This window comes from Arcobacter siniprincipis (SeqCode) (assembly GCF_048571125.1).
GTDB classification, from domain to species: Bacteria; Campylobacterota; Campylobacteria; order Campylobacterales; family Arcobacteraceae; genus Arcobacter; species Arcobacter siniprincipis.
Window position 1 is genome coordinate 1379385 of the sequence record NZ_CP182343.1, and the last position, 20817, is coordinate 1400201.

General features: G+C 28.9%; 17 protein-coding genes. 14 read left to right on the forward strand and 3 right to left on the reverse strand.

All coding sequences use genetic code 11. The features are described 5' to 3' along the window. Positions 1-3: 3 nt before the first annotated feature. From ACNI3D_RS07045 to ACNI3D_RS07055, 3 genes are read right to left on the reverse strand one after another with little or no spacing between them, the layout of a single operon-like run. A complete protein-coding gene (locus ACNI3D_RS07045; protein WP_419768775.1) occupies positions 4-1272 on the reverse strand; it encodes an ABC transporter substrate-binding protein in 1269 nt (422 codons plus the stop codon). A gap of 27 nt (positions 1273-1299) precedes the next feature. After that, positions 1300-2373, reverse strand: a complete 1074-nt coding sequence (locus tag ACNI3D_RS07050; protein WP_419768776.1) for an ABC transporter ATP-binding protein — start codon at positions 2371-2373, stop codon at positions 1300-1302. A 12-nt stretch (positions 2374-2385) separates the two neighbouring features. Then, positions 2386-3150: a DeoR/GlpR family DNA-binding transcription regulator gene (locus tag ACNI3D_RS07055; protein ID WP_419768777.1), complete on the reverse strand. Its 765-nt coding sequence runs from the start codon at positions 3148-3150 to the stop codon at positions 2386-2388. A 203-nt stretch (positions 3151-3353) separates the two neighbouring features. Between ACNI3D_RS07055 and ACNI3D_RS07060 the strand changes: the two genes are divergently transcribed. The 14 genes from ACNI3D_RS07060 (at position 3354) to hypF (ending at position 20747) form a co-directional block, all read left to right on the forward strand. After that, positions 3354-3950 (forward strand): TetR/AcrR family transcriptional regulator, encoded by a 597-nt coding sequence (locus ACNI3D_RS07060; RefSeq protein WP_129099839.1) that lies wholly within the window; start codon positions 3354-3356, stop codon positions 3948-3950. Further along, positions 3934-4869 carry an NADH-quinone oxidoreductase subunit B family protein gene (locus tag ACNI3D_RS07065; protein ID WP_419768778.1) on the forward strand — a complete coding sequence of 312 codons (936 nt, stop codon included), beginning with the start codon at positions 3934-3936 and terminating at the stop codon, positions 4867-4869. The genes ACNI3D_RS07060 and ACNI3D_RS07065 overlap by 17 nt, the downstream gene beginning before the upstream one ends. Beyond that, entirely contained in the window at positions 4856-6208 is a 1353-nt protein-coding gene (locus ACNI3D_RS07070) for a nickel-dependent hydrogenase large subunit (RefSeq protein WP_419768779.1), read from the forward strand. Before ACNI3D_RS07065 ends, ACNI3D_RS07070 begins: the two co-directional genes overlap by 14 nt. Before the next feature lie 280 nt (positions 6209-6488). Next, positions 6489-7736, forward strand: coding sequence for a hydrogenase small subunit (locus tag ACNI3D_RS07075; protein WP_419768780.1), 1248 nt, complete (start codon positions 6489-6491; stop codon positions 7734-7736). Further along, positions 7736-9472, forward strand: coding sequence for a nickel-dependent hydrogenase large subunit (locus tag ACNI3D_RS07080; protein ID WP_258238620.1), 1737 nt, complete (start codon positions 7736-7738; stop codon positions 9470-9472). The genes ACNI3D_RS07075 and ACNI3D_RS07080 overlap by 1 nt, the downstream gene beginning before the upstream one ends. A 19-nt stretch (positions 9473-9491) precedes the next feature. After that, a complete protein-coding gene (locus tag ACNI3D_RS07085) occupies positions 9492-10184 on the forward strand; it encodes a cytochrome b/b6 domain-containing protein (protein WP_419768781.1) in 693 nt (230 codons plus the stop codon). Between the two features lie 104 nt (positions 10185-10288). After that, positions 10289-10864 carry a HyaD/HybD family hydrogenase maturation endopeptidase gene (locus ACNI3D_RS07090; protein WP_419768782.1) on the forward strand — a complete coding sequence of 192 codons (576 nt, stop codon included), beginning with the start codon at positions 10289-10291 and terminating at the stop codon, positions 10862-10864. After that, on the forward strand, positions 10861-12405 hold the full coding sequence (locus ACNI3D_RS07095) for a Kae1-like domain-containing protein (RefSeq protein ID WP_419768783.1): 1545 nt from the start codon (positions 10861-10863) through the stop codon (positions 12403-12405). The genes ACNI3D_RS07090 and ACNI3D_RS07095 overlap by 4 nt, the downstream gene beginning before the upstream one ends. A gap of 323 nt (positions 12406-12728) precedes the next feature. Continuing rightward, positions 12729-13886: a hydrogenase small subunit gene (locus ACNI3D_RS07100; protein WP_419768784.1), complete on the forward strand. Its 1158-nt coding sequence runs from the start codon at positions 12729-12731 to the stop codon at positions 13884-13886. Between the two features lie 2 nt (positions 13887-13888). Then, a complete protein-coding gene (locus tag ACNI3D_RS07105; RefSeq protein ID WP_419768785.1) occupies positions 13889-15619 on the forward strand; it encodes a nickel-dependent hydrogenase large subunit in 1731 nt (576 codons plus the stop codon). Positions 15620-15629: 10 nt separating this feature from the next. Further along, on the forward strand, positions 15630-16319 hold the full coding sequence (gene cybH, locus ACNI3D_RS07110; protein WP_129099849.1) for a Ni/Fe-hydrogenase, b-type cytochrome subunit: 690 nt from the start codon (positions 15630-15632) through the stop codon (positions 16317-16319). After that, a complete protein-coding gene (locus ACNI3D_RS07115; RefSeq protein ID WP_129099850.1) occupies positions 16316-16879 on the forward strand; it encodes a HyaD/HybD family hydrogenase maturation endopeptidase in 564 nt (187 codons plus the stop codon). The genes cybH and ACNI3D_RS07115 overlap by 4 nt, the downstream gene beginning before the upstream one ends. After that, positions 16863-18521, forward strand: coding sequence for a hypothetical protein (locus ACNI3D_RS07120; RefSeq protein ID WP_419768786.1), 1659 nt, complete (start codon positions 16863-16865; stop codon positions 18519-18521). Before ACNI3D_RS07115 ends, ACNI3D_RS07120 begins: the two co-directional genes overlap by 17 nt. Positions 18522-18530: 9 nt before the next feature. Beyond that, positions 18531-20747, forward strand: coding sequence for a carbamoyltransferase HypF (hypF, locus tag ACNI3D_RS07125; protein WP_419768787.1), 2217 nt, complete (start codon positions 18531-18533; stop codon positions 20745-20747). Positions 20748-20817 lie beyond the last annotated feature (70 nt).

Below are 20817 nucleotides of genomic sequence, written 5' to 3' on the forward strand. Positions count from 1 at the left end.
TCCTTATTTATAATCTCTTAATAATCTTTTAGCTTGGTTTTGTGCATCATTTAATGCATCTTTAGCACTTTTTTTATCTGTTAATACAGCTTGAATAGAGTCGTCTAATATTTTTCTAACTCTTCCTGTTTGATAAGTAGATAATTCAGCAGTTGCAAAATCTAATTGATCTCTTGCTACTTTTGCAGGAGGGAACTCTTCTACATATTTTTTTAGAGCAGGTGTTTCATAAGCAGCTTTTGAAATACCAATATATCCCGTACCAATTGACCATTTTGCAGAGTTTTCTGGGCTAGTCATAAATTTAATAAGTTTTAAAGATGCCTCTTTTTGTTTTGCTGTAGTATTTTTAAAAATGTAAAAGTTTCCTCCACCTGTTGGAGTTCCTCTCATCTCTTTTGCAGGAAGCATAGCTACTCCAAAATCGAATTTTGCATTCTTTTTAACAGCAGTTAAATTACCAGTTGAGTGCCACATCATAGCAGTCTTACCACTTAAGAAATTTTTTCTAAGTGTTCCCCATTCAATTGTACCTTCTGGCATAATTTTATATTTACTTGATAAATCTTTCCAGTATTGTAATGCCTCAATAACTTTTGGATTATTGAAATAAGTTTTTGTTCCTTCACCATTCATAAGAACTTCACCATTTTCTTTAGCAAGTGCTCCAAACATCCAATATGGATAACCAGTTGAAGGAATCATTAATCCCCATTGTTTATCATTTGTAAGTTTTTTACCCATTGAAACCATTTCATCCCAATTTTTTGGTGGTTTGTTTGGATCTAAACCTGCTTTTTTAAATGCATCTTTGTTATAATACATTACAATGGTAGAACGTTGAAAAGGGATACCCCAAACTTTCCCTAGAGTTGTACCATTTTCCATTAAAGCTGGATAAAAGCTTTTTAGCCATTTTTTATCTTTTTGTGATTTTGCAAGGTCAGTAAAAGAGACAATGGCATCTTGCTCAATTAAGTCGTAAATATCAATTGAGAACATTACGGCTAATTGGGCAGGTTCTCCAGCTTTTAAGGCTGCAAGTGATTTTATTCTTGCATCATTATAATTACCGGCATATATTGCTTTTACAACAATATCTGGATTTTGTTTTTCAAAGTCATCAACCATAGAATCAACTATTTTTGTTAATGGACCACCTACTGATACAGGATAATACATTGTTAGTTTTGTTTTATCTGCATTTGCACTAGTTATCAAACTTGCACCTATAACACTATACATAGCAACTTTTTTCATAAGTTTTAACATTTTATTTCCTATTATTAAAAATACTATTTAAGATAAGATTTCTCTTCTCTCACCAAAAGAATCAAAAAAATTAATCTTTGATTCCTGCCAATTTACCCAAACCCTATCTCCAGATTGATAGTTGTTTTTCTTATCACTTCTTACTAAAATTGGTTTTTCTAAATCATTTTTTAATGTTTGAATGCCTAATATTGTGTCAGAACCATGATAGTCTTGAAAAACAACTTTTGCTTCTATACCTTGATCTTTTTCTACAAAGAAAATATCTTCAGGTCTTATACCAAAGTAATTTGTTTTATTGGAAATACGGTTTGAGTAAGTAGATTTAAACTCTTGGTCATCTATATAGATTTGTGTACCTTCTTTTTTTACTTTTATTATGTTCATAGGTGGAGTTCCTATAAACTTGCCCACAAAAGTAGAAGCAACATTTTCATACAATTCTTGTGGTGTTCCTTGTTGTTCTATTTCTCCTTTATTTAATAAAATAATATGGTCAGCCATACTCATAGCTTCTGTTTGGTCATGGGTTACATATAAAACTGTCATTTTTAGTTGTTGCTGTAGTTTTTTTATCTCTATTCTCATCTCATTTCTTAATTTTGCATCAAGATTTGATAGGGGTTCATCCATAAGGCATATTTTATTTTTTGCTACAAAGGCACGAGCTAATGCAACTCGTTGTTTTTGACCACCTGATAATTGTGAGGGCTTATTATCCAATAATCCTTCAAGACCTACAAGTTTTACAACTTTATTTAATCTTTTTTCTTGGGTTTGCTTAGGTACTTTTCTCACCTTTAATCCAAAAAGAATATTTTCTTTTACACTTAAGTGAGGGAATAAAGCATAAGATTGAAATACCATAGAGATACCTCTTTTAGAAGATTGTAGTTTTGATACATCTTTCCCATCTATTAAAATTTCTCCTGAAGTAATTTCTTCAAGTCCTGCAATCATTCTTAAAGTCGTAGATTTTCCACATCCTGAGGGTCCTAATAAAACTGTAAAACTCTCCTCTTTTATTGTAAAGTTTAGATTTTCTATAATTATTTTTTCTTCATATTTTTTTGTTATATTTTTTAATTGTATTGATGACATTAAATATTTCCTCTATTCTTTTTCATAATTTATCTCTACACTATTTTTTTCTAATAATTTACATATATTTTTAGGAGGTTTTTTATCACAAAAGATAGAATTAACATTTGATATATTTCCACTTCTTATGTAAGCATTTCTTTCAAATTTAGAGTAATCAGCTACTAAAAATACTTTCTTGCTAGATTTACTTATTGCTTCTCTAGCTTGGCACTCTTCTTGTGTAAAATCAAGAAGTGAACCATTCTCTTCAATTGCTCCAACTCCATATATACCAAAATCAACACTGTATGAACTGAAAAATTTTTCAATATCATTTCCTACAATATCCCTATGTTTATTTCTTAATAATCCTCCATGAAGGGTTACTTCAAAAGAGGAATTTTCACAACATACAAGAGCAACATTCAGATTATTTGTAAAGATCTTTAGATTTTTGTGATTGATTAACTCTTTTGCAATTATTTCAGGAGTTGTACCAATTGAGAAAAATAAAGAAGAGTTGTTTGGAATTTGTTTAGCAATTAATCTTGCAATGATTTTTTTTTCATCATAATGAATTATTTTTCTATTATCATATGATATATTATCTTTTTGAAGTGCCATTTCAACACCACCATATATTCTTCTTAAAAGTCCTTCTTCACATAAAAAATTTATATCTTTTCTAATAGATTGTACAGATACAGAAAAAATCTTGCTTAATTTTTCTACTGTTGCAGATTTTTCTTGTCTTACTTTTTCTAAAATATAGGCTTGTCTCTCTTTTGGTTTCATTATAAGCTTTCGTTTATATAGTTTAAAATCTTTCGTTCGAAAGAAATTACGGAAGTATAAATACAAATTATTACATTGTGATTACAAAGAAAAGAGTTTTGATTCTTATGTTTAGATTTAATTATTAGAATATGGTGAATATTCATTTATTATTAACATAGATTTTAATATTATATATCATTATTAAATTAAGGTAAAAAATTATGTCTGTAAAAGAAGAGAAAAAAAATAGTATTATTAGAAATTCGTTGATACTATTCGCTAAAAAAGGTTTTTATAATACAACTATTCCAGATATAGCAAAAGCTATGAGTATGAGTGTTGGTAATATGTATAATTACTTTTCCTCAAAAGAAGAATTAGCAAAAGTTGCTATAAAATATTCTACAAATATTATGGCAGATGATTTGAGAAAAATCAATAATATGGATATTACTTCAAAAGAAAAACTTTATTTATTTATTAAAAACTATTTGAAAAATGTAAAAAATTCACCTGAAGTAATAAATTACTTTTTAAGAGTTTATTTATCAAATAGAGAAGTATTTAAAGAAGGGTGTGAGGGGTTTTTGTGTGTAGGTGAATTTGTAACTGAAGTTATGATTTTACTTGATGATGGTGCACAAAAAAAAGAGTTTAGAGAACAAGAATTTTTCCCAGCATTTGGTATGCTAATGGGAAGTTTAGGTGGATTTGCATTTATGAGTGGAGAAAATGTATTAGAAAAAGATTTACTTGAATATTCTGATTCTATTGCTGAAAATATTTATAGAGCACTAAAATATGATGAAAATGCATAAAACAGCTTTACCAAAAGTTGTTTGGCTTCAAGGTATTACTTGCAATGGTAATACCCACTCTTTTTTATCTGCAAATTCATCAAGATTTGAACAATTTAATAATAATTTTGATTTGATTTATCATCCAAGTTTAACTGTTGATACTACTCTTGATGAGATTTTAGAATCAAAAGATAGAATTGATTATTTGTTAGTTGAAGGTGCAATAACAAATGATGAATTCTATTTTTCTATTTCAAGTAAAAGTTTGGCAAAAGTATTGAATGCACTTGTTTTAAAATCAAATTTTTTAATTGCTGTTGGCTCATGTGCTTCTTATGGTGGGATACATGCAAAGTTTGAACAAAATAGTAAAACTGGTGGATTAAAAGATTATATTTCTGCTGAAAATCAAGCTTTACTTTCCCATGAAATTATAAACCTTACTGGTTGTCCTGTACATCCAGAATGGATATTACAAACTCTTTTCACACTAAAGTTTAGTGGTTCAATTACCCTTGATAATAAATCAAGACCAATAGAGATGTATGGAGGTCTTGCTCATCATGGTTGTACTAGAAATGAATATTTTGAGTGGAAAGTAGAAGCTAAAAGTTTTGGATTAAAAGAGGGCTGTTTATTTTATAATGAAGGGTGTCGTGGACCTATGACCCACTCAAATTGTAATAAGATTTTATGGAACGATGTTAGTAGTAAAACAAGGGTTGGTATGCCCTGTATTGGTTGTACAGAATATGATTTTCCTAGACTTAATATGTTTGAAACTAAAAAACATATAGGTATACCTTTTGAGCCACCACTTGGGATTCCTAAAAGAGCATATTTATCAATTTCAGGTGTTGCTAAAACATTTACGATTCCTAGATTAAACCAAAAATTAAATCACTTTTATGAAAGTAAAAATAATGAAAACAGTTAATATTGTTGAGCGAATTGAGGGTGAAGCAAAACTTAATTTAACATGGAAAGATAAGAAAGTAAGTGATGCATCAATTGACTTTTTAAATTTTAGAGGTTTTGAATATATTTTAGAGAATAAGCCTATTTTAGATGCTTTAGTTTACACTCCAAGAATTTGTGGAATATGTGGACAAGCTCACCTTTTAGCAACTGTTAATGCAATAGAAAATTTATACAAAAATTCTGGTAATGAATTATATATTACTAACAAAGCTAAAATACTTAGGGAATTAGGACTTATTATTGAAATAATTGATTCTCATATCAAATGGTTTTATATGTTTATTATGCCAGATGTTATTGAAATATCTAAAAAACAATATGATGGATATACTCCTTTAAAAGGAGAAAAATGGTTAGGAGCACAAAAAGGTGCTAGTGAAATAATAAAGGCACTAGCAATTTATGCAGGACAATGGCCTCATACATCTTACATGCTTCCTGGTGGAGTTGTAAGTGATCCAACGCTATTAGATATTGTAACTTGCGAAAACTATATTGATCAAACAATAAAGTATTTTGAAAAAGATATAGCAGGAATAAGTATTGATAATTATTTGTCTTTAAATAGTTTTGAAGAACTGACTTCACTATCTTCATCTTTACGAGATTTTATTAATATCTCTTTTGAAACAAAACTAGAGCAAGTGGGAAAGGCACACAATAGACATTTAGTTTTATCAGACATGATAGATGTAAAACCTGGACTTTATAATAAAAAGATATCTAATAATATTGATTTAGCAAAGATAAAAGAGAGTGAAGAATATACTTTTAATATAAATAAAAAAGATAATAAAAAAGCTCATACATGGTCTAAAAGTGTTCAATATAATAAACATTTTTATGAAGTAGGGCCCTTATCAAGAGCTGTTATAAATGAAAGAGAGTTTATAACAAACTTACATAATAAGTATGATGATTCAACATTTACAAGAGTAATGTCAAGGGTTGATGAAATAGCACATCTTTTAATCTACAGTAAAAAACTTATAAAACAAATAGATATAAGTGAAGAGTCATATATTAAACCAAAAGTTGATTTAAAAAGTTTAGAAAACATAACTGCAACTTCTACTGTTGAAGCATGTAGAGGTTCACTTGTTCATACGCTTAGTGTAAATAAAGGGCTTATTACAAAATATGATGTAATTACACCTACAGTTTGGAATTTAGGTCCAAAAAATAACATAGAATTAGGCGTTGCACAAAATGCAATTATAGGCTCAAAATCACTAAATGAAGCAAAAATTATATTAAGATCATTTGATGTATGTTCTGTCTGTACAACACATTAATGAATGTTTATTCAAAAAAGTAGAGTAGTTTTGTAACAAACTTTAAAAATTGTTAAAATTCTCAATACTTATGTATTCTTAGAACTAAAGTAAAATTAAGTGCCGACTTTTCGTATTATTTGAATTGGTTATAATAATAAAGCATAATTGTATTAATAGAAATGCTACTTTATTGCTATTCTAGACCTATTCCTTGGATATTGAATTAAGTCTTAATTAAGTTACCAAAAGTTAAATTACGATAATAAATGAATATTCATTTTTAATTTAAGGAGAACAAATGGCTTACGATTCTCAAGAGATGGTTAAAAAAGTTTTTAATCAAAACTCTGCAAGGGTGGATACGAATAAAGGTGAAGAGTTTTACAATAATCTGTTTGAAAAAACAAAAGCTAGATTAAGTAAACTTAGAAAACAACCAGCTCTTAAAGATATCGATATTATTGATATAGTTGAGAGTGAAGGCGTAAATAGAAGAGATTTTATGAAGTGGGCAAGTGCAACAACTGCAACACTTATGTTACCTCCTATGTTTACTCCTTTAGTGGCAGAAGCTGCTGAACTTATGAATAGACTTCCTGTAATTTGGATTGAATTACAAGACTGTGCTGGAAATTCAGAGGCATTATTAAGATCTTCAACACCTACTGTTGATGATTTGATTTTTGATGTATTATCATTGGAATTTCATGAAACTATTATGGCGGCATCTGGTCATCAAGCTGATGCTCAACTTGAAGATGCAATTGAACACTTCAAAGGTAAATATTTATTATTTGTAGAAGGTGCAATTCCTACAGCTATGAATGGTCAATATGGGACTATTGGAGCTTCAGGTGAGACTTTCCAAGAACACTTGATGAGACTATCAAAAGATGCAGCAGCTGTGGTTGCTGTTGGTTCATGTGCTACTTTTGGTGGTATTCCAGCTGCTGCTCCAAATCCAACAGGTGCAGTTGGTGTTATGGATTTAGTTAAAGGTAAACCTGTAATTAATATTCCTGCCTGTCCCGCAAACCCTGCAAATATGGTTGGGGTTGTACTTCATTATGTGTTAACAGGCCAAGTTCCAGAACTTGATTCATTACTTAGACCAAAATTTGCATTTGGATATAGAATTCATGATAATTGTGAAAGAAGAGCACATTTTGATGCAGGTGAATATGTAGAAGAGTGGGGTGATGAAGGTGCTAAAAATAACTGGTGTCTATACAAAATGGGATGTAAAGGTCCAATGACATTTAATAATTGTTCAATTATAAGATACAATGATGGAGCAAACTGGCCAATTGGTGTTGGAAGAGGGTGTATTGGATGTTCTGAACCTGATTTCTGGGATAAGTATGCATATGAAAGACCTATGGCCGATGCACATATAAAAGCTCCAACAGGTGGAGTTGAAAAAACTGTTGATGAATTTGGATTAGGCTTGTTAACAGCAACTACAATAGGTATAGGAGTTCATGCAATTGCTTCAGCAGTTGTTGGTAAAAGATCAGTAAATAATGGCGAAAGTGAGGAGGCATAATGAGCAAGCATATCGTAATAGATCCTATTACAAGAATTGAAGGACACTTAAGAATTGAAGCAGTAATTGATGAAAACAATGTAGTTACTGATGCATATAGTTCTTCAACAATGTTTAGGGGAATAGAAGAGATTCTAAAGGGAAGAGATCCAAGAGACTGTGGACTTTTGGCAATGAGAATTTGTGGTGTTTGTACTGGTACTCATTACCAAAGAAGTATTGAAGCAGTTGAGCATGCATTTAAAGTAACTATTCCTAAAAATGCAAGATTAGTACGTAATATGATGCAAGGTGCTTTATACATCCATGACCATGTTGTACATTTTTATCATCTTCATGCACTTGATTGGGTTGATATTACAAAAGCACTTGAAGCTGATCCCAAAAAAGCAGTTGAAGAAGCACAAAAATGGGCGAAACTTTCAGGTCAAAGACCTTGGAATGCAAGTGAAGATGTATTTGCTGAAGTTCAAGAAAGAGTTACAAAATATGTAAAACAAGGAAGACTTGGTGTATTTGGTAATGCTTATTGGGGAAGCAAAGCTTATAAACTAACTCCTGAGCAAAACCTAATAGGTCTTTCTCATTATTTAGATGCATTAGAGTTACAAAGAGAGATTGCAAAAGCACAAGCTATTTTTGGAGGTAAAAATCCTCATCCCCAATCAATTGTTGTAGGTGGTGTTACTTGTGTTCAAGATATTAAAAATCCAGCTAGAATAGCAGAATTTAAAGATATTATTCAAAAAGCACAAAAATTTTCTAAACAAGCATATCTTCCTGATGTTTATATGGCAGGAACTATGTATGCTGATGAAGCCCTTGATGGAACAGGTGGTGGTTTAGGTAACTATATGTCTTATGGTGATTTCAATTTAGATGATACATCTTTTTATGAAGCTGCTAAACTTTTCCCTTCTGGAATAGTTATGAATAAAGATTTATCAAAAGTTTATGACTTAGACCAAACAAAAATATCAGAAGATGTGACTCACTCTTGGTATGAAGGTAAAACAAATTTACACCCATATGAAGGTGAAACAAAACCAAACTATACAGGTTTTAAAGAGAAAAAAGATGGTATTGCATATTTAGATATTAAAAATAAATATTCTTGGATTAAATCACCTTTATACAATGACAATAGAATGGAAGTTGGACCACTAGCTAGAATGATAGTAGGGGTTGCAAAAGGTGATGAAAGAATTAGTAAATATGTTACAACATTCTTAAAAAATGGAAACTTACCAACAAAAGTTTTATTTTCAACTGTAGGAAGAACAGCTGCAAGAGCAATTGAGACAGAAATGATGTGTGATGTTGTAATTGAATGGGCAGATGAATTAGCTAAAAATGCAGCAGGTGGTGATTTATCTACTTGGACTGAATTTGATTTTGATAAAGTATCTAAAGATGCTCAAGGTTTTGGTATGGCTGAAGCTCCAAGAGGTGCTTTAGGACATTGGATTAAAATTAAAGATGGAAAAGTTTTAAATTATCAAGCAGTTGTTCCTTCAACATGGAATGCAGCACCAAAAGATTATAAAAACAGAATGGGTGCTTATGAAGCTTCTTTAGTAGGTACTAAAGTTGTAGACCCTGATATGCCACTAGAGATTTTACGAACTATTCATAGTTTTGATCCTTGTATTGCATGTGCTGTGCATATTATTGATACTAATGGAAAAGAATTAGGTGTATATAAAATAGATCCAACAGGTGTTTGCCGTGCGTAATTTTAAAAGGGTTGAAAGAATGACTCCAGTCATGCGAATAATACATTGGACAAATGCTATTTGTATGATTGTTGCAGTTGCAACCGGGCTTTATATAGGTCATCCATATTATCAAACATTTATTGCAGATCCAGCTGTTGATAAATATGTTATGGCATGGAATAGATGGGGACACTTTATTGTGGCAATTATTTTTGATGTAACAGCTATCTTGATTGGTTATTTATATCTTTTTTCTAGATTTGAAAAACCGTATAGAAAGATTTTACCAACAAAGAAAAACTTTATAGAATTTTGTGAAGTTTTTTTTAACCTTATAACTTTTAATAGAAGAAAAAAGTTTGATTCAACATATAGTGATAGTTATAATATTATGTTTTTTACACTTTTTCATATATTATTAGTATTTATGCTTTTAACTGGACTTCAAATGTATGTTCATGGTTTAGCATCAGGGCAAAGTTCTATTGGAGCATGGTGGCCATGGCTTTTACATTTTTCAACTGATTGGACACTTTGGGTGTTTGGTGGAAATATGGGAGTTAGAATTGCTCATCATACAGCTATGTATCTTTTATTGATGTGGGTTTTATCACATATTTATTACCAAATTTGGAGAACAATTTTTTGGAGAGAAGGGGATATAAATATTGTATTTGGTGGAACAAAATTCATAAATGATGAAGTTAACTCGAAAAATCTAGATAAATAGAAGTTATGAGCTATGCTCATAACTTTTATCACTTATATAATAATATATCCACAAGTAAAAGTTATTTTGTTTTTGAATGTATTAAATAAATGTGAAGGTTATATATGAAGAATATAGTAATAGGAGTGGGGAACTTACTTTTTAAAGATGAGGGAGTAGGTATTTTAGCTGCTAAATATTTAGATGAAAATTATAAATTTGAAGGTGATATAGAGATTATTGATGGGGGAACTTTAGGTTTTAAATTGATGACTTATTTTCAAGAGTATGATAATGTTATTATTTTAGATACTGTCTCTATTGAAGATAAAGTAGGGGATATTTATAGACTTCCTTCTGATGTTTTGTTGGGGCTTGGTCAGTATAGAAAAACAGCCCATGAAGTTGAAATTGTAGAGATGTTAGAGATATGTTCTGTATTAGATAAACATGCAGAAGTAACAATAATTGGTATTATTCCTGAAGATATTGTTAGTGTTCAAATTGGACTTACAAAAACTATTGAAGATAAGTTTATAGGATTAATAAATCAGGCTCTTACTGATATTGAAAACTTAGGAATAAAAGTAGAAAAGAATGAAGAACAAAAATCTATTTCTCAAATTTGTAAAGGAATCTTGGGATCATATAACGATGAATATGATGAACGAATACCAAATGAAGAGGATACTACAAGATGAAACTATTTTACAAAATAGAATTTAACAGTACAAACTTATATTATAAACATATTTTAGAAAATCTAATAGAAGAGTATGACATCAATGCAAATGTGAAACAATACATCGGTTTTATTTTAATAACATGCAATGATAGTGAAGAAAAAATTGAAGGCTTTTTCAAATATTTAGGTGAAACCTTACCTTTATCAGTATTTTTAAAAAATTCATATGTTGTTAATGATTTTGATGAATCCATAGAAGAGATTGAAGATAAAAATATACTTCAAAATGTCCTTACTTTTACTAATAAAGATATTAAAAATATAATAAACGAAAATACAAATATTGATTTTTCAAATGATATTAAAAGAATAAAAGAGGGAAAGATTTCTAAAATAGAAACACACAATGGGCTTAAGAATATATTTTTGCCTTCAAAAGCTTTAAGAGAAGAGTTTGAATCTAAAAATTGTGAAGTAAAACTTTTCATTTGTAACATAAATAAATTATCAGAATTATTTTCTTTGAATCAAAAGGACTTACAACTTCTTTGTTCTATTGAAAGACCTTTAGTAAAATTAAAATTCAATATTTTAGAAAATAAAGAAAAAGAGTATTCAAAAAGTAATTTTATATATGCAAAATTGCCAGATGATAAAGAGACTATACTTTTTGCAAATGCTTTACAAAAAGAAGGCATTGATTATTTACTTTATGTAAAAGAAGAGAGTTTACAAGATGGGCTAAAAGTTACTTATTTTAATAATGACAATATAATTATAAATGGTGAAAAATCTCTGTTCCCAAAATATGATTATAATTTAAATAAAAAGTATAATAATTCAAAGGAATTTTTTGATGATAATGGGGGAGTTATAAAAGCTACACTTGCAACAAATAATAAGAGAATAAAACCAAGTGTATCTATTTATTTTTCATATAATAGTGATAATAGTTCTATTTCATTAAATATTCCTGGAAAAGGACTGCGAGATATTATTACAATTCCAAATATTATTTATGATATTAATAATGCGATGGAAGAGATATCTTTAATTGATGAAAATACAGCTAGATTGATAACAAATTATAAAAATAAATTTTCACAAAATTTTAATAAAGAATTCAAAAATAAAGATGTAAATGGATTTGAAGCAATCTTAAATCTCACATCTTATGTACTTGGATTAGGTGATTATTTAGATTTTGAAAATGCTGCTTTTAATTGTAATGTTAAAAGTGGACTTCAAATTGATATGAAATTAATAAAAATCGAAGGAATAAATTATTTAGACTATAGACGGATTATTCAAAGCATAATGAGTTATAAAATGGCAGATGTGACAAATGAAATATTGGCTTATTCTTTCTATGAGAGTTTAAGTGAATTTATTGTTAATCAAGTAGAAGCTCTTAAAAAAGAGTTAAGTTTTGATGATATTATTTTATGTGGAAATATGTTTTCAAATTCTCTTCTTTTAGAAAAGTCTTATAAAACTTTTACTAAAACATTTAATACAATTATTCCAAAAGAGTATTCCTTGGATAAAGAGTTTTAAAAAATTATTTTCTCAAAAGTACCAATAAGTAACATATGACCAAAATAATTTTATAAAACTAAATTTTATTATAAAGTTAAGATTAAGTTAAGATTTTTACTTGTAATATTCCCTTAGATGAACAGTCGTTCATTAAAATAATAAAGATTTAAAGTTAAAAACCAACTTCTTTTAGAAGCTGGTTTTTTTATTATTTTAGAAGTGAATAGTTATTCATTTAATTTATATATGCCAACCACATTTTGGGTTGGTTTTTTTATACAAAAAATAATGAATAACTATTCATTATTTCAACTTTATTAATAAAAGGATTAATTTTGGATATGTCAAAATTATTTAACAAATTATCAAAAAGATTAGAGAACTTAGAAAAACTTCCTAAATTAGATGATAATAAATCAATCCCTGATGTTTTAATAGAAAAAGGGATTAATCGTAGAGATTTTATGAAATGGGCAAGTGCAATGACTGCAATGCTAGCTCTTCCTGGGTCATTTTCACCATTAGTTGCAAAAGCAGCAGAATTAAGTGATAGATTACCAATTATATGGCTTCATATGGCTGAGTGTACAGGATGCTCTGAATCACTGTTAAGAACAGATGCTCCTACAATCGATTCATTGATTTTTGATTATATATCTTTAGAATACCATGAAACACTTATGGCAGCAGCTGGTTGGCAGGCTGAACATAATTTGGAAGAGGCAATAAGAAGATATAAAGGTCAATATATATTGATGGTTGAAGGTGGAATCCCCCATGGAGAAAGTGCACACTTTTTGACTATTGGTGGACATGGAAAAACTGGTGAAGAGAATGCACAAGCTGCCTGTGAAGATGCAGCTGCAATTTTTGCTATTGGTACATGTTCATCTTTTGGTGGAGTGCAAGCTGCTATTCCTAATCCAACTGGTGCAGTAGGACTTTCAAAAATTACAAATAAACCAGTAATTAATGTACCGGGTTGTCCTCCTAGTGAGAAAAATATTGTAGGTACTCTGATGCATTATATTTTATATGGAAGCTTACCTGCACTTGATGCTTATAATAGACCAAAATGGGCTTATGGAATGCGTATTCATGACTTATGTGAGAGAAGAGGTCATTTTGATGCTGGTGAGTTTGTAGAAGAGTTTGGAGATGAAGGTGCTAAAAAAGGTTATTGTTTGTATAAAGTAGGATGTAAAGGTCCTTATACTTTCAATAACTGTTCTAAAAATAAGTTTAATTCACATATGTCTTGGCCAATACAAGCAGGTCATGGATGTATTGGTTGTAGTGAACCAGATTTTTGGGATACTATGGGGCCATTTGAAGAACCAGTTGCAGATAAACTTTATAACACAGTTTTTGGTGGAGGTGGTGCTGATGCAACTGCTGATAAGATAGGTATTGGATTATTAAGTGTTACAGCAGTTGGTATCGCAGCGCATGCAGTTATAGCAAATTTTAAAAATCCAAAAAGTGATGATGAGGAATAACAATGTCAAATAAAAGAATAATAGTAGATCCAATTACTAGAATTGAAGGACACTTAAGAATAGAAGTTGAAATTGATGAAAATAATGTTATAAAAAATGCTTTTGCTTCATCTACTCTATGGAGAGGTTTAGAAACAATAGTTAAAAATAGAGATCCAAGAGATGCTGGATTTTTGATGCAAAGAATCTGTGGAGTATGTACTTTTTCACATTATAGAGCTGGTATTGAAGCAGTAGAAGATGCCCTTAATATTACTCCTCCTTTAAATGCAAAACTAACTAGAAGTTTGATGAATCAAGCATTATTTATGCATGATCATTTAGTACATTTTTATCATTTACATGGTTTAGATTGGGTTGATATTACATCTGCATTAAAAGCGGATCCTGCAAAAGCTAGTAAAGAGGCTTTTAAATATACAAAGTATCCAATTGCAACTGGTGAAAATGATTTAGTAAAAGTAAAAGATAGAGTAAAAGAATTTGCTGCAAGAGGTGAACTTGGACCATTTGCCAATGCATATTGGGGACATGAAACTTTTAGATTAACTCCTGAACAAAACCTAATAGCTTTAAGTCACTATTTAAAAGCTTTAGAAGTTCAAAGAACTGCTGCTCAACTTATGGCAATGTTTGGAGGAAAGCAACCACATCCTCAAAGTTTAACAGTAGGTGGGGTTACTTGTGTAATGGATTTATTAGATCCTTCAAGAATGGCAGAATATTTAACAAAATACAAAGAAGTTTCAAATTTCATTGAACATGCTTATTGTGCTGATATTTTAATGGCAGGACAAGCTTATGCAAAAGAGCCAAGTGTTACTGCAAAAGCTGGAACTATGAATTTTATGTCTCATAAAGAAATGCAACTAAATAGAACTGAATTTCTTTTTGACACAGGAATTATTTTAAATGGTGATTTATCAAAAGTTCATCCTATAAATGAAGACTTAATTACAGAAGAAGCAACACACTCTTGGTATAAAGATGATGAGCCTTTACATCCTTATGATGGAAAAACAAATCCAAATTATACAGGTATGAGTGAAGCCATGACAATAGGAGCTGAAGGAAAAGAAGTTCACTCTAAAGTTATTGATGAAAAGGGTAAATATTCTTGGATAAAATCACCTAGATATGATGGAAAAGCTATGGAAGTTGGACCTTTAGCTTCTGTTTTAGTTTCATATGCAAGTGGAAATAAAAGAATAGTTAAAATAGTAGATGAATTTTTAGAACAAACAGGACTTCCAACGGAAGCTTTATTTACTACTTTGGGAAGAACAGCGGCAAGAGCTTTACAAGTAAAAGCTATCATTGAAAATGGATTAGAAACATTTGACACTTTAATTGAAAATTTAAAAGTTGATCAAGAAACATATACTACTTATAAAATCGATAAAGATAAAGAGTACAAAGGTAGATTTATAGGTGATGTTCCAAGAGGAATGTTAAGCCATTGGATAAGAATCAAAAATGGCGTAGTTGAAAACTATCAAGCTGTTGTTCCTTCAACTTGGAATGCTGGACCTGAGGATTCAACTGGGTTAAAAGGCCCTTATGAATCAAATCTTATTGGATTAAAAGTAAAAGATATAACACAACCTTTAGAGATTATTCGTGTAATTCATAGCTTTGATCCATGTATTGCTTGTGCTGTTCATGTTATGGATACAAAAGGCAATGAACTAGGAAGTTATAAAGTTGATCCAACTTATGGCACTTCGTGTTAAAGGCTAAAAAATGATTGAAAGAAAATATGAGTTTTCCGGTGTTTTAAGATTAAATCACTGGATTAGAGTAGTTACTTTATTAATATTAGTTGTGACAGGTTTTTACCTTGCAAAACCTTTTTTAACACCATATATTACTGATGAACCAGTAAATTTCATGAATGCATTGTGGAGATTCTGGCACTTGGTTTTTGGATTTGTATTAATTGCAACAACAATATTTAAAGTATATTTATTTATTTTTGATAGACAAAGTAGAAATGAAAGAGTTTCCTTTTTTGATTTTATTAGTCCAAGAGTATGGATTAAACAAATTAAATATTATATGTTAATTGGTACTCATCCAGAAGGAAAAGGTATATATAATCCTTTGCAGTTTATTGCATATTTTATGATATTTATGACTCTGTTTTTAGTATCTCTAACAGGATTAATATTATATATACATGTTTATCATGATGGATTAGCTGGATTACTTTTCCCACTACTGCGACCAATAGAAGTACTTATGGGTGGATTGGCTAATGTAAGAGAATTGCATCACCTTACAATGTGGATATTTTTGATATTTATTCCTATTCATATTTATATGGCAGTGTTTAATTCTGTGTATGGTAAAAGTGGTTCTATGGACACTATTTTTAGTGGATATAGTTGGCATAAAAAACATGAAAAAAAAGAGAGTAAAGCAAAAAAATGAATATTTTAATATTAGGAATAGGAAATATTCTTTTTCAAGATGAAGGGATAGGTGCACATTTTGTGCACTATTTAGATGAAAAATATACTTTTAAATCTAAAAAATCAAAGGTTACAATCATAGATGGTGGAACTTTGGCTCAAAGATTGATCCCCGAAATTATAAAATATGATGAAGTAATTATAATTGATTGTATCGATGCAAATAATGCAAGTGCAGGTGATGTTTATTTTTTTGATTATAATGCTATTCCAAATTGTGTTAATTGGCAAGGAAGTGCCCATGAAGTTGAGATGCTTCAAACACTTAAAATGATAGATATGAATCAAGACTTACCCTTTACTAAAATACTTGGAGTTATTCCAAAAAGAGTCGCAGATGATACTACTTTTGAATTAAGTGAAGAGATTCAATCTTCAATTATAACTATGGAAAATAGTGTTAGAAATCATTTAAAACTATTTGATGTAGAAATGTGTGTCAAAAAAGCTGATACATATATTACAAATATTGCAGAGATAAGTTATAAAAGGGATATCCTAAATGGTCCTTATTTATAAGTTTGAATACTTTTCAAATAATTTTACACTTATACATAATATAAAAGCATGCCTAAAAGATTTTGAAATTAATTATAAAATTTCAAAAGCTAATAATCACATAAATTTATTTGTTGAAAGTACAAAAGAGATACTAGACGAATTTTCTAAGATTTTATCAACATTTCTTCCAATGTCTATTTTTCTAAAAAATGTCGAAGTTGAAAGTGTTGATAAATTTCCTACTTTTCCAGATATTAATCATTTGGACTGTTCTGTTTTAACTTTTTGTACTAAATGCTTAAAAGCAGTTGAAGAAAAAGGTAATAAAAACTATTATGATCCTTTTATTTTTTGTGAAGATTGTGGGCAAGATTTAGAGGCAAAAGCTTTAATTTTATTTGATGGAAAAAAAGAGATAAAAAAATCAAATTATATTGAGTATTTTGAATATACCTCTAAACTTATAAATGATGGGAAAAGAGTTAAAATAAAAACTTTAAGTGGTGAGTTCGTTTTTTCAAAACTAGAAGCTATAGATAAAAATAAAAAAGATAAGATAAAGTTATTATGTACAAATTTAAATAATATCTCAGATGTTCTTATTGCATCTAAGCAAGAGATAATAGCCCTAGCATCTATTGAAAAGCCAAGAATAAATTTAAAAATAAATGAAGTCTTTAAATCTAAAAAAATTTTGATAAATGAAAATATTGATGTTAGATATGCAAGTGACATGATTTTGTATTTATTATGTTTGGAGTTAGAGAAATATAATATTAACTTTTTGGCATATTGGAAGAGTGATACTTTTGATTCATCTTTAACTTTTATTAGTAGTACTTTATATAAAAAGATTGAGATTCCTAAAATCTCTATTTTAGATAATGGACAAGTAATAGTTTTAAAATCAAAAAATTATGATAAAAGTTTAGATGATGTATATAAAGAGTTTGATGAAAAAAATAAGTCACAATTTATGGTTTTGTTAAGTGAAAATTATTTATTTGATAAAACTATTTTAAATACCTATGCAAGTACAAAACATGAAGATGGCTTGACACTTTATTCTACAAAAATAGATGGGATGATAGATATATTTAAATATGAATTACCAATTAGTATGAGTGAATTATTTGATGAAATAAAAAAAGATACTAATGGTGCAAAACTTATTTTAAATTATGAAAAGTCTTTTCCAGATATTTATAAAACGGCACTTAGTTTTGATTTGTCTTCTATAAATGAAAACTCTGTTTATAGTATATGGAAAATTGTATCAGTAATTTTAGGTTTTGAAGTGGATTTATTAACTGGTGCACATAATGCTTTGGGTGATAAAGGTCCTAGAATAGATTATAAATTAGATGAAAGTGATAAAATATATAAAAGAAGATTTAATATTTATAAATTAATACAAAGTGGTATAAGTTATAAACTAGCTGGAACAAATGATAATCTAATATGTTTAGGATATATTGAGAGTTTTGCCCATTTTGTATCTTCTTGTGTTGATATGGTAAATGATGAAATGAAACTTGATGGAATAAGTCTTTGTGGAGACTTATTTGCTAATAAACTTATTTCTTCTTTTGTACATAAAAGCATTACAAAAAATTATAAAATATATTATAATAAGGACTTTCCTATACAAATTGATTAAAGAGAGTGAATGAGTAAGTTTATAATTGAAGTTCAAGGTATTGTTCAAGGTGTTGGATTTCGTCCATTTGTATATAATCTTGCCCTAAAACTCAATCTAAATGGATATGTTAACAATGATGATAAAGGTGTAAACATCTTACTTCAAGGTAAGAAGAATAGTATTGATACTTTTTTAAATGAACTAAAAAATAACCCTCCTATTTTGTCAAAGATAGATAATATTTCCATACTAGAAGATACTTCTTTAGATGACTTTGAAGACTTTAAAATTATTCAAAGTGCTAATCAAAACAATAAATCTACTTTAGTTTCACCTGATATTGCCATATGTGATGATTGTATAAAAGATATTGAAAATATTGAAAATAGAAGATACAAATATGCTTTTACAAATTGTACAAATTGTGGTCCTAGATACTCTATAATTAATACTGTGCCTTATGATAGAATCAATACTTCTATGAATGATTTTGTTATGTGCGAAGAGTGTAAAGAAGAATATGAAGACCCAACAAACAGACGCTACCATGCTCAACCAATTTGTTGCCCTAACTGTGGACCACAAATAAAATTATATGATAATTTCAAAAATGAAATAAGTAATAATGATAGTATTAAAGAAATAGCTCAAAAAATAAATTCTGGATTTATAGTTGCTATAAAAGGAATAGGGGGCTTTCATATAATCTGCGATGCAACAAATGAAAATGCAGTTAAAAAACTAAGAGAAAAAAAGAATCGCCCATCAAAACCTTTTGCTGTAATGTTTAAAAATATAGATGAAATAAAAAAATATACAAATATTTCAAATAAAGAAGAAAAGACAATTCTTTGCAAAGAAAAACCAATTGTAATAGTAAATAAAAATTCTAATTGCAAAATTAGTGAACTAATAGCTCCTAATATAGATAGACTTGGTGTTTTTTTGCCATATACTCCTTTGCATATTTTACTTTTTGAATATCTTAATAATCCAATAATAGCCACAAGTGCAAACTTGAAAGATGAACCAATAATAAAAGATGTAAAAGATATTTTTAGTAAATTGTCTAATGTGGTTGATTATGTATTAGATTTCAATAGGGACATAATAAATGCCTGTGATGACTCTATAGTGCAAGTTATAAATGATGAGATTCAAATATTAAGACTAGCAAGGGGATATGCTCCATTTTCATATAAGACTAGTAACAAGTTTAATAAAAATACTTTAGCTATTGGTGCTAATCAAAAAAGTTCTATTTCTTTAGGTTTTAATAATAATATGATTTCTTCAGCATATATTGGAGATATGAATTCTATTGTTTCTATGGAATATTTTAAAAGAAGTGTAAGTACCTTTGAAAAGTTTTATGACTTTAAAACACAATTAATTGTTTGTGACAAACACCCCGCTTATGAAACAACAAAGTGGGCGATGAATCAAGGCAAAGAGATAAAACAAATTCAACATCACTATGCACATGCATTAGCCACTATGGCTGAATATGATTTAGATGAAGATGTTTTAGCTTTTGTATTTGATGGAACAGGATATGGAGATGATGGTAATATCTGGGGTGGAGAAGTCTTTATTTCAAATAGAAGCTCATATAAAAGAATCAATCATTTAAAATATTTTAAACTCCTAGGTGGAGAAAAAGCAGTAAAAGAGCCAAGACGGATTGCCTTGTCTTTGTTGTTTGATAATTTTACCATTGAAGAAGTTTTAACTTTAGATAATGCTTGTGTAAACTCTTTTACTAAAAATGAGATTGAATTACTATACAAAATGTGGCAAAAAAATCTAAATACTCCACTTACTAGTTCTTTTGGAAGAGTATTTGATGCCATAGCTTCATTTTCTAATATTTTACAATTACAAACATATGAAGGTGAAACAGGGCTTCAAATAGAAAAAGAGTATGATGAAAATTTAAATGAATCATACTCTTATGAAATAATAAATACTCAAATTGATTTATCAAAAGCAATATTAGAAATACTAAAAGATAAAGATAAAAAAGTTATTTGTTCAAAGTTTATAAATATGATTGTAAATATCATAAGTGAAATATCTTTAGAAAATAAGAACTTAAAAATTGTCTTAGCAGGTGGAGTTTTTCAAAATAAAACACTATTAGAACAATTATCTAAAAAATTAAAAAGAAAGTTTTATTTTTCTAAAACTATTCCTTTAAATGATCAAGGAATTTCCTTTGGTCAACTATACTTCCAAAACTAATTCTTTAAACATAAACCAATAAAATTTTTATTCTAAAATCACTAATTAACTATCAATTTAAGATTAAATT

Coding starts and splice junctions, on each gene's coding strand:
- ACNI3D_RS07060 (WP_129099839.1), top strand. CDS start 3,354: ATGTCTGTAAAAGAAGAGAAAAAAAATAGTATTATTAGAAATTCGTTG.
- ACNI3D_RS07055 (WP_419768777.1), bottom strand. CDS start 3,150: ATGAAACCAAAAGAGAGACAAGCCTATATTTTAGAAAAAGTAAGACAA.
- ACNI3D_RS07090 (WP_419768782.1), top strand. CDS start 10,289: ATGAAGAATATAGTAATAGGAGTGGGGAACTTACTTTTTAAAGATGAG.
- ACNI3D_RS07100 (WP_419768784.1), top strand. CDS start 12,729: ATGTCAAAATTATTTAACAAATTATCAAAAAGATTAGAGAACTTAGAA.
- ACNI3D_RS07115 (WP_129099850.1), top strand. CDS start 16,316: ATGAATATTTTAATATTAGGAATAGGAAATATTCTTTTTCAAGATGAA.
- cybH (WP_129099849.1), top strand. CDS start 15,630: ATGATTGAAAGAAAATATGAGTTTTCCGGTGTTTTAAGATTAAATCAC.
- ACNI3D_RS07070 (WP_419768779.1), top strand. CDS start 4,856: ATGAAAACAGTTAATATTGTTGAGCGAATTGAGGGTGAAGCAAAACTT.
- ACNI3D_RS07105 (WP_419768785.1), top strand. CDS start 13,889: ATGTCAAATAAAAGAATAATAGTAGATCCAATTACTAGAATTGAAGGA.
- hypF (WP_419768787.1), top strand. CDS start 18,531: ATGAGTAAGTTTATAATTGAAGTTCAAGGTATTGTTCAAGGTGTTGGA.
- ACNI3D_RS07075 (WP_419768780.1), top strand. CDS start 6,489: ATGGCTTACGATTCTCAAGAGATGGTTAAAAAAGTTTTTAATCAAAAC.
- ACNI3D_RS07065 (WP_419768778.1), top strand. CDS start 3,934: ATGATGAAAATGCATAAAACAGCTTTACCAAAAGTTGTTTGGCTTCAA.
- ACNI3D_RS07120 (WP_419768786.1), top strand. CDS start 16,863: ATGGTCCTTATTTATAAGTTTGAATACTTTTCAAATAATTTTACACTT.
- ACNI3D_RS07095 (WP_419768783.1), top strand. CDS start 10,861: ATGAAACTATTTTACAAAATAGAATTTAACAGTACAAACTTATATTAT.
- ACNI3D_RS07045 (WP_419768775.1), bottom strand. CDS start 1,272: ATGTTAAAACTTATGAAAAAAGTTGCTATGTATAGTGTTATAGGTGCA.
- ACNI3D_RS07050 (WP_419768776.1), bottom strand. CDS start 2,373: ATGTCATCAATACAATTAAAAAATATAACAAAAAAATATGAAGAAAAA.
- ACNI3D_RS07080 (WP_258238620.1), top strand. CDS start 7,736: ATGAGCAAGCATATCGTAATAGATCCTATTACAAGAATTGAAGGACAC.
- ACNI3D_RS07085 (WP_419768781.1), top strand. CDS start 9,492: ATGACTCCAGTCATGCGAATAATACATTGGACAAATGCTATTTGTATG.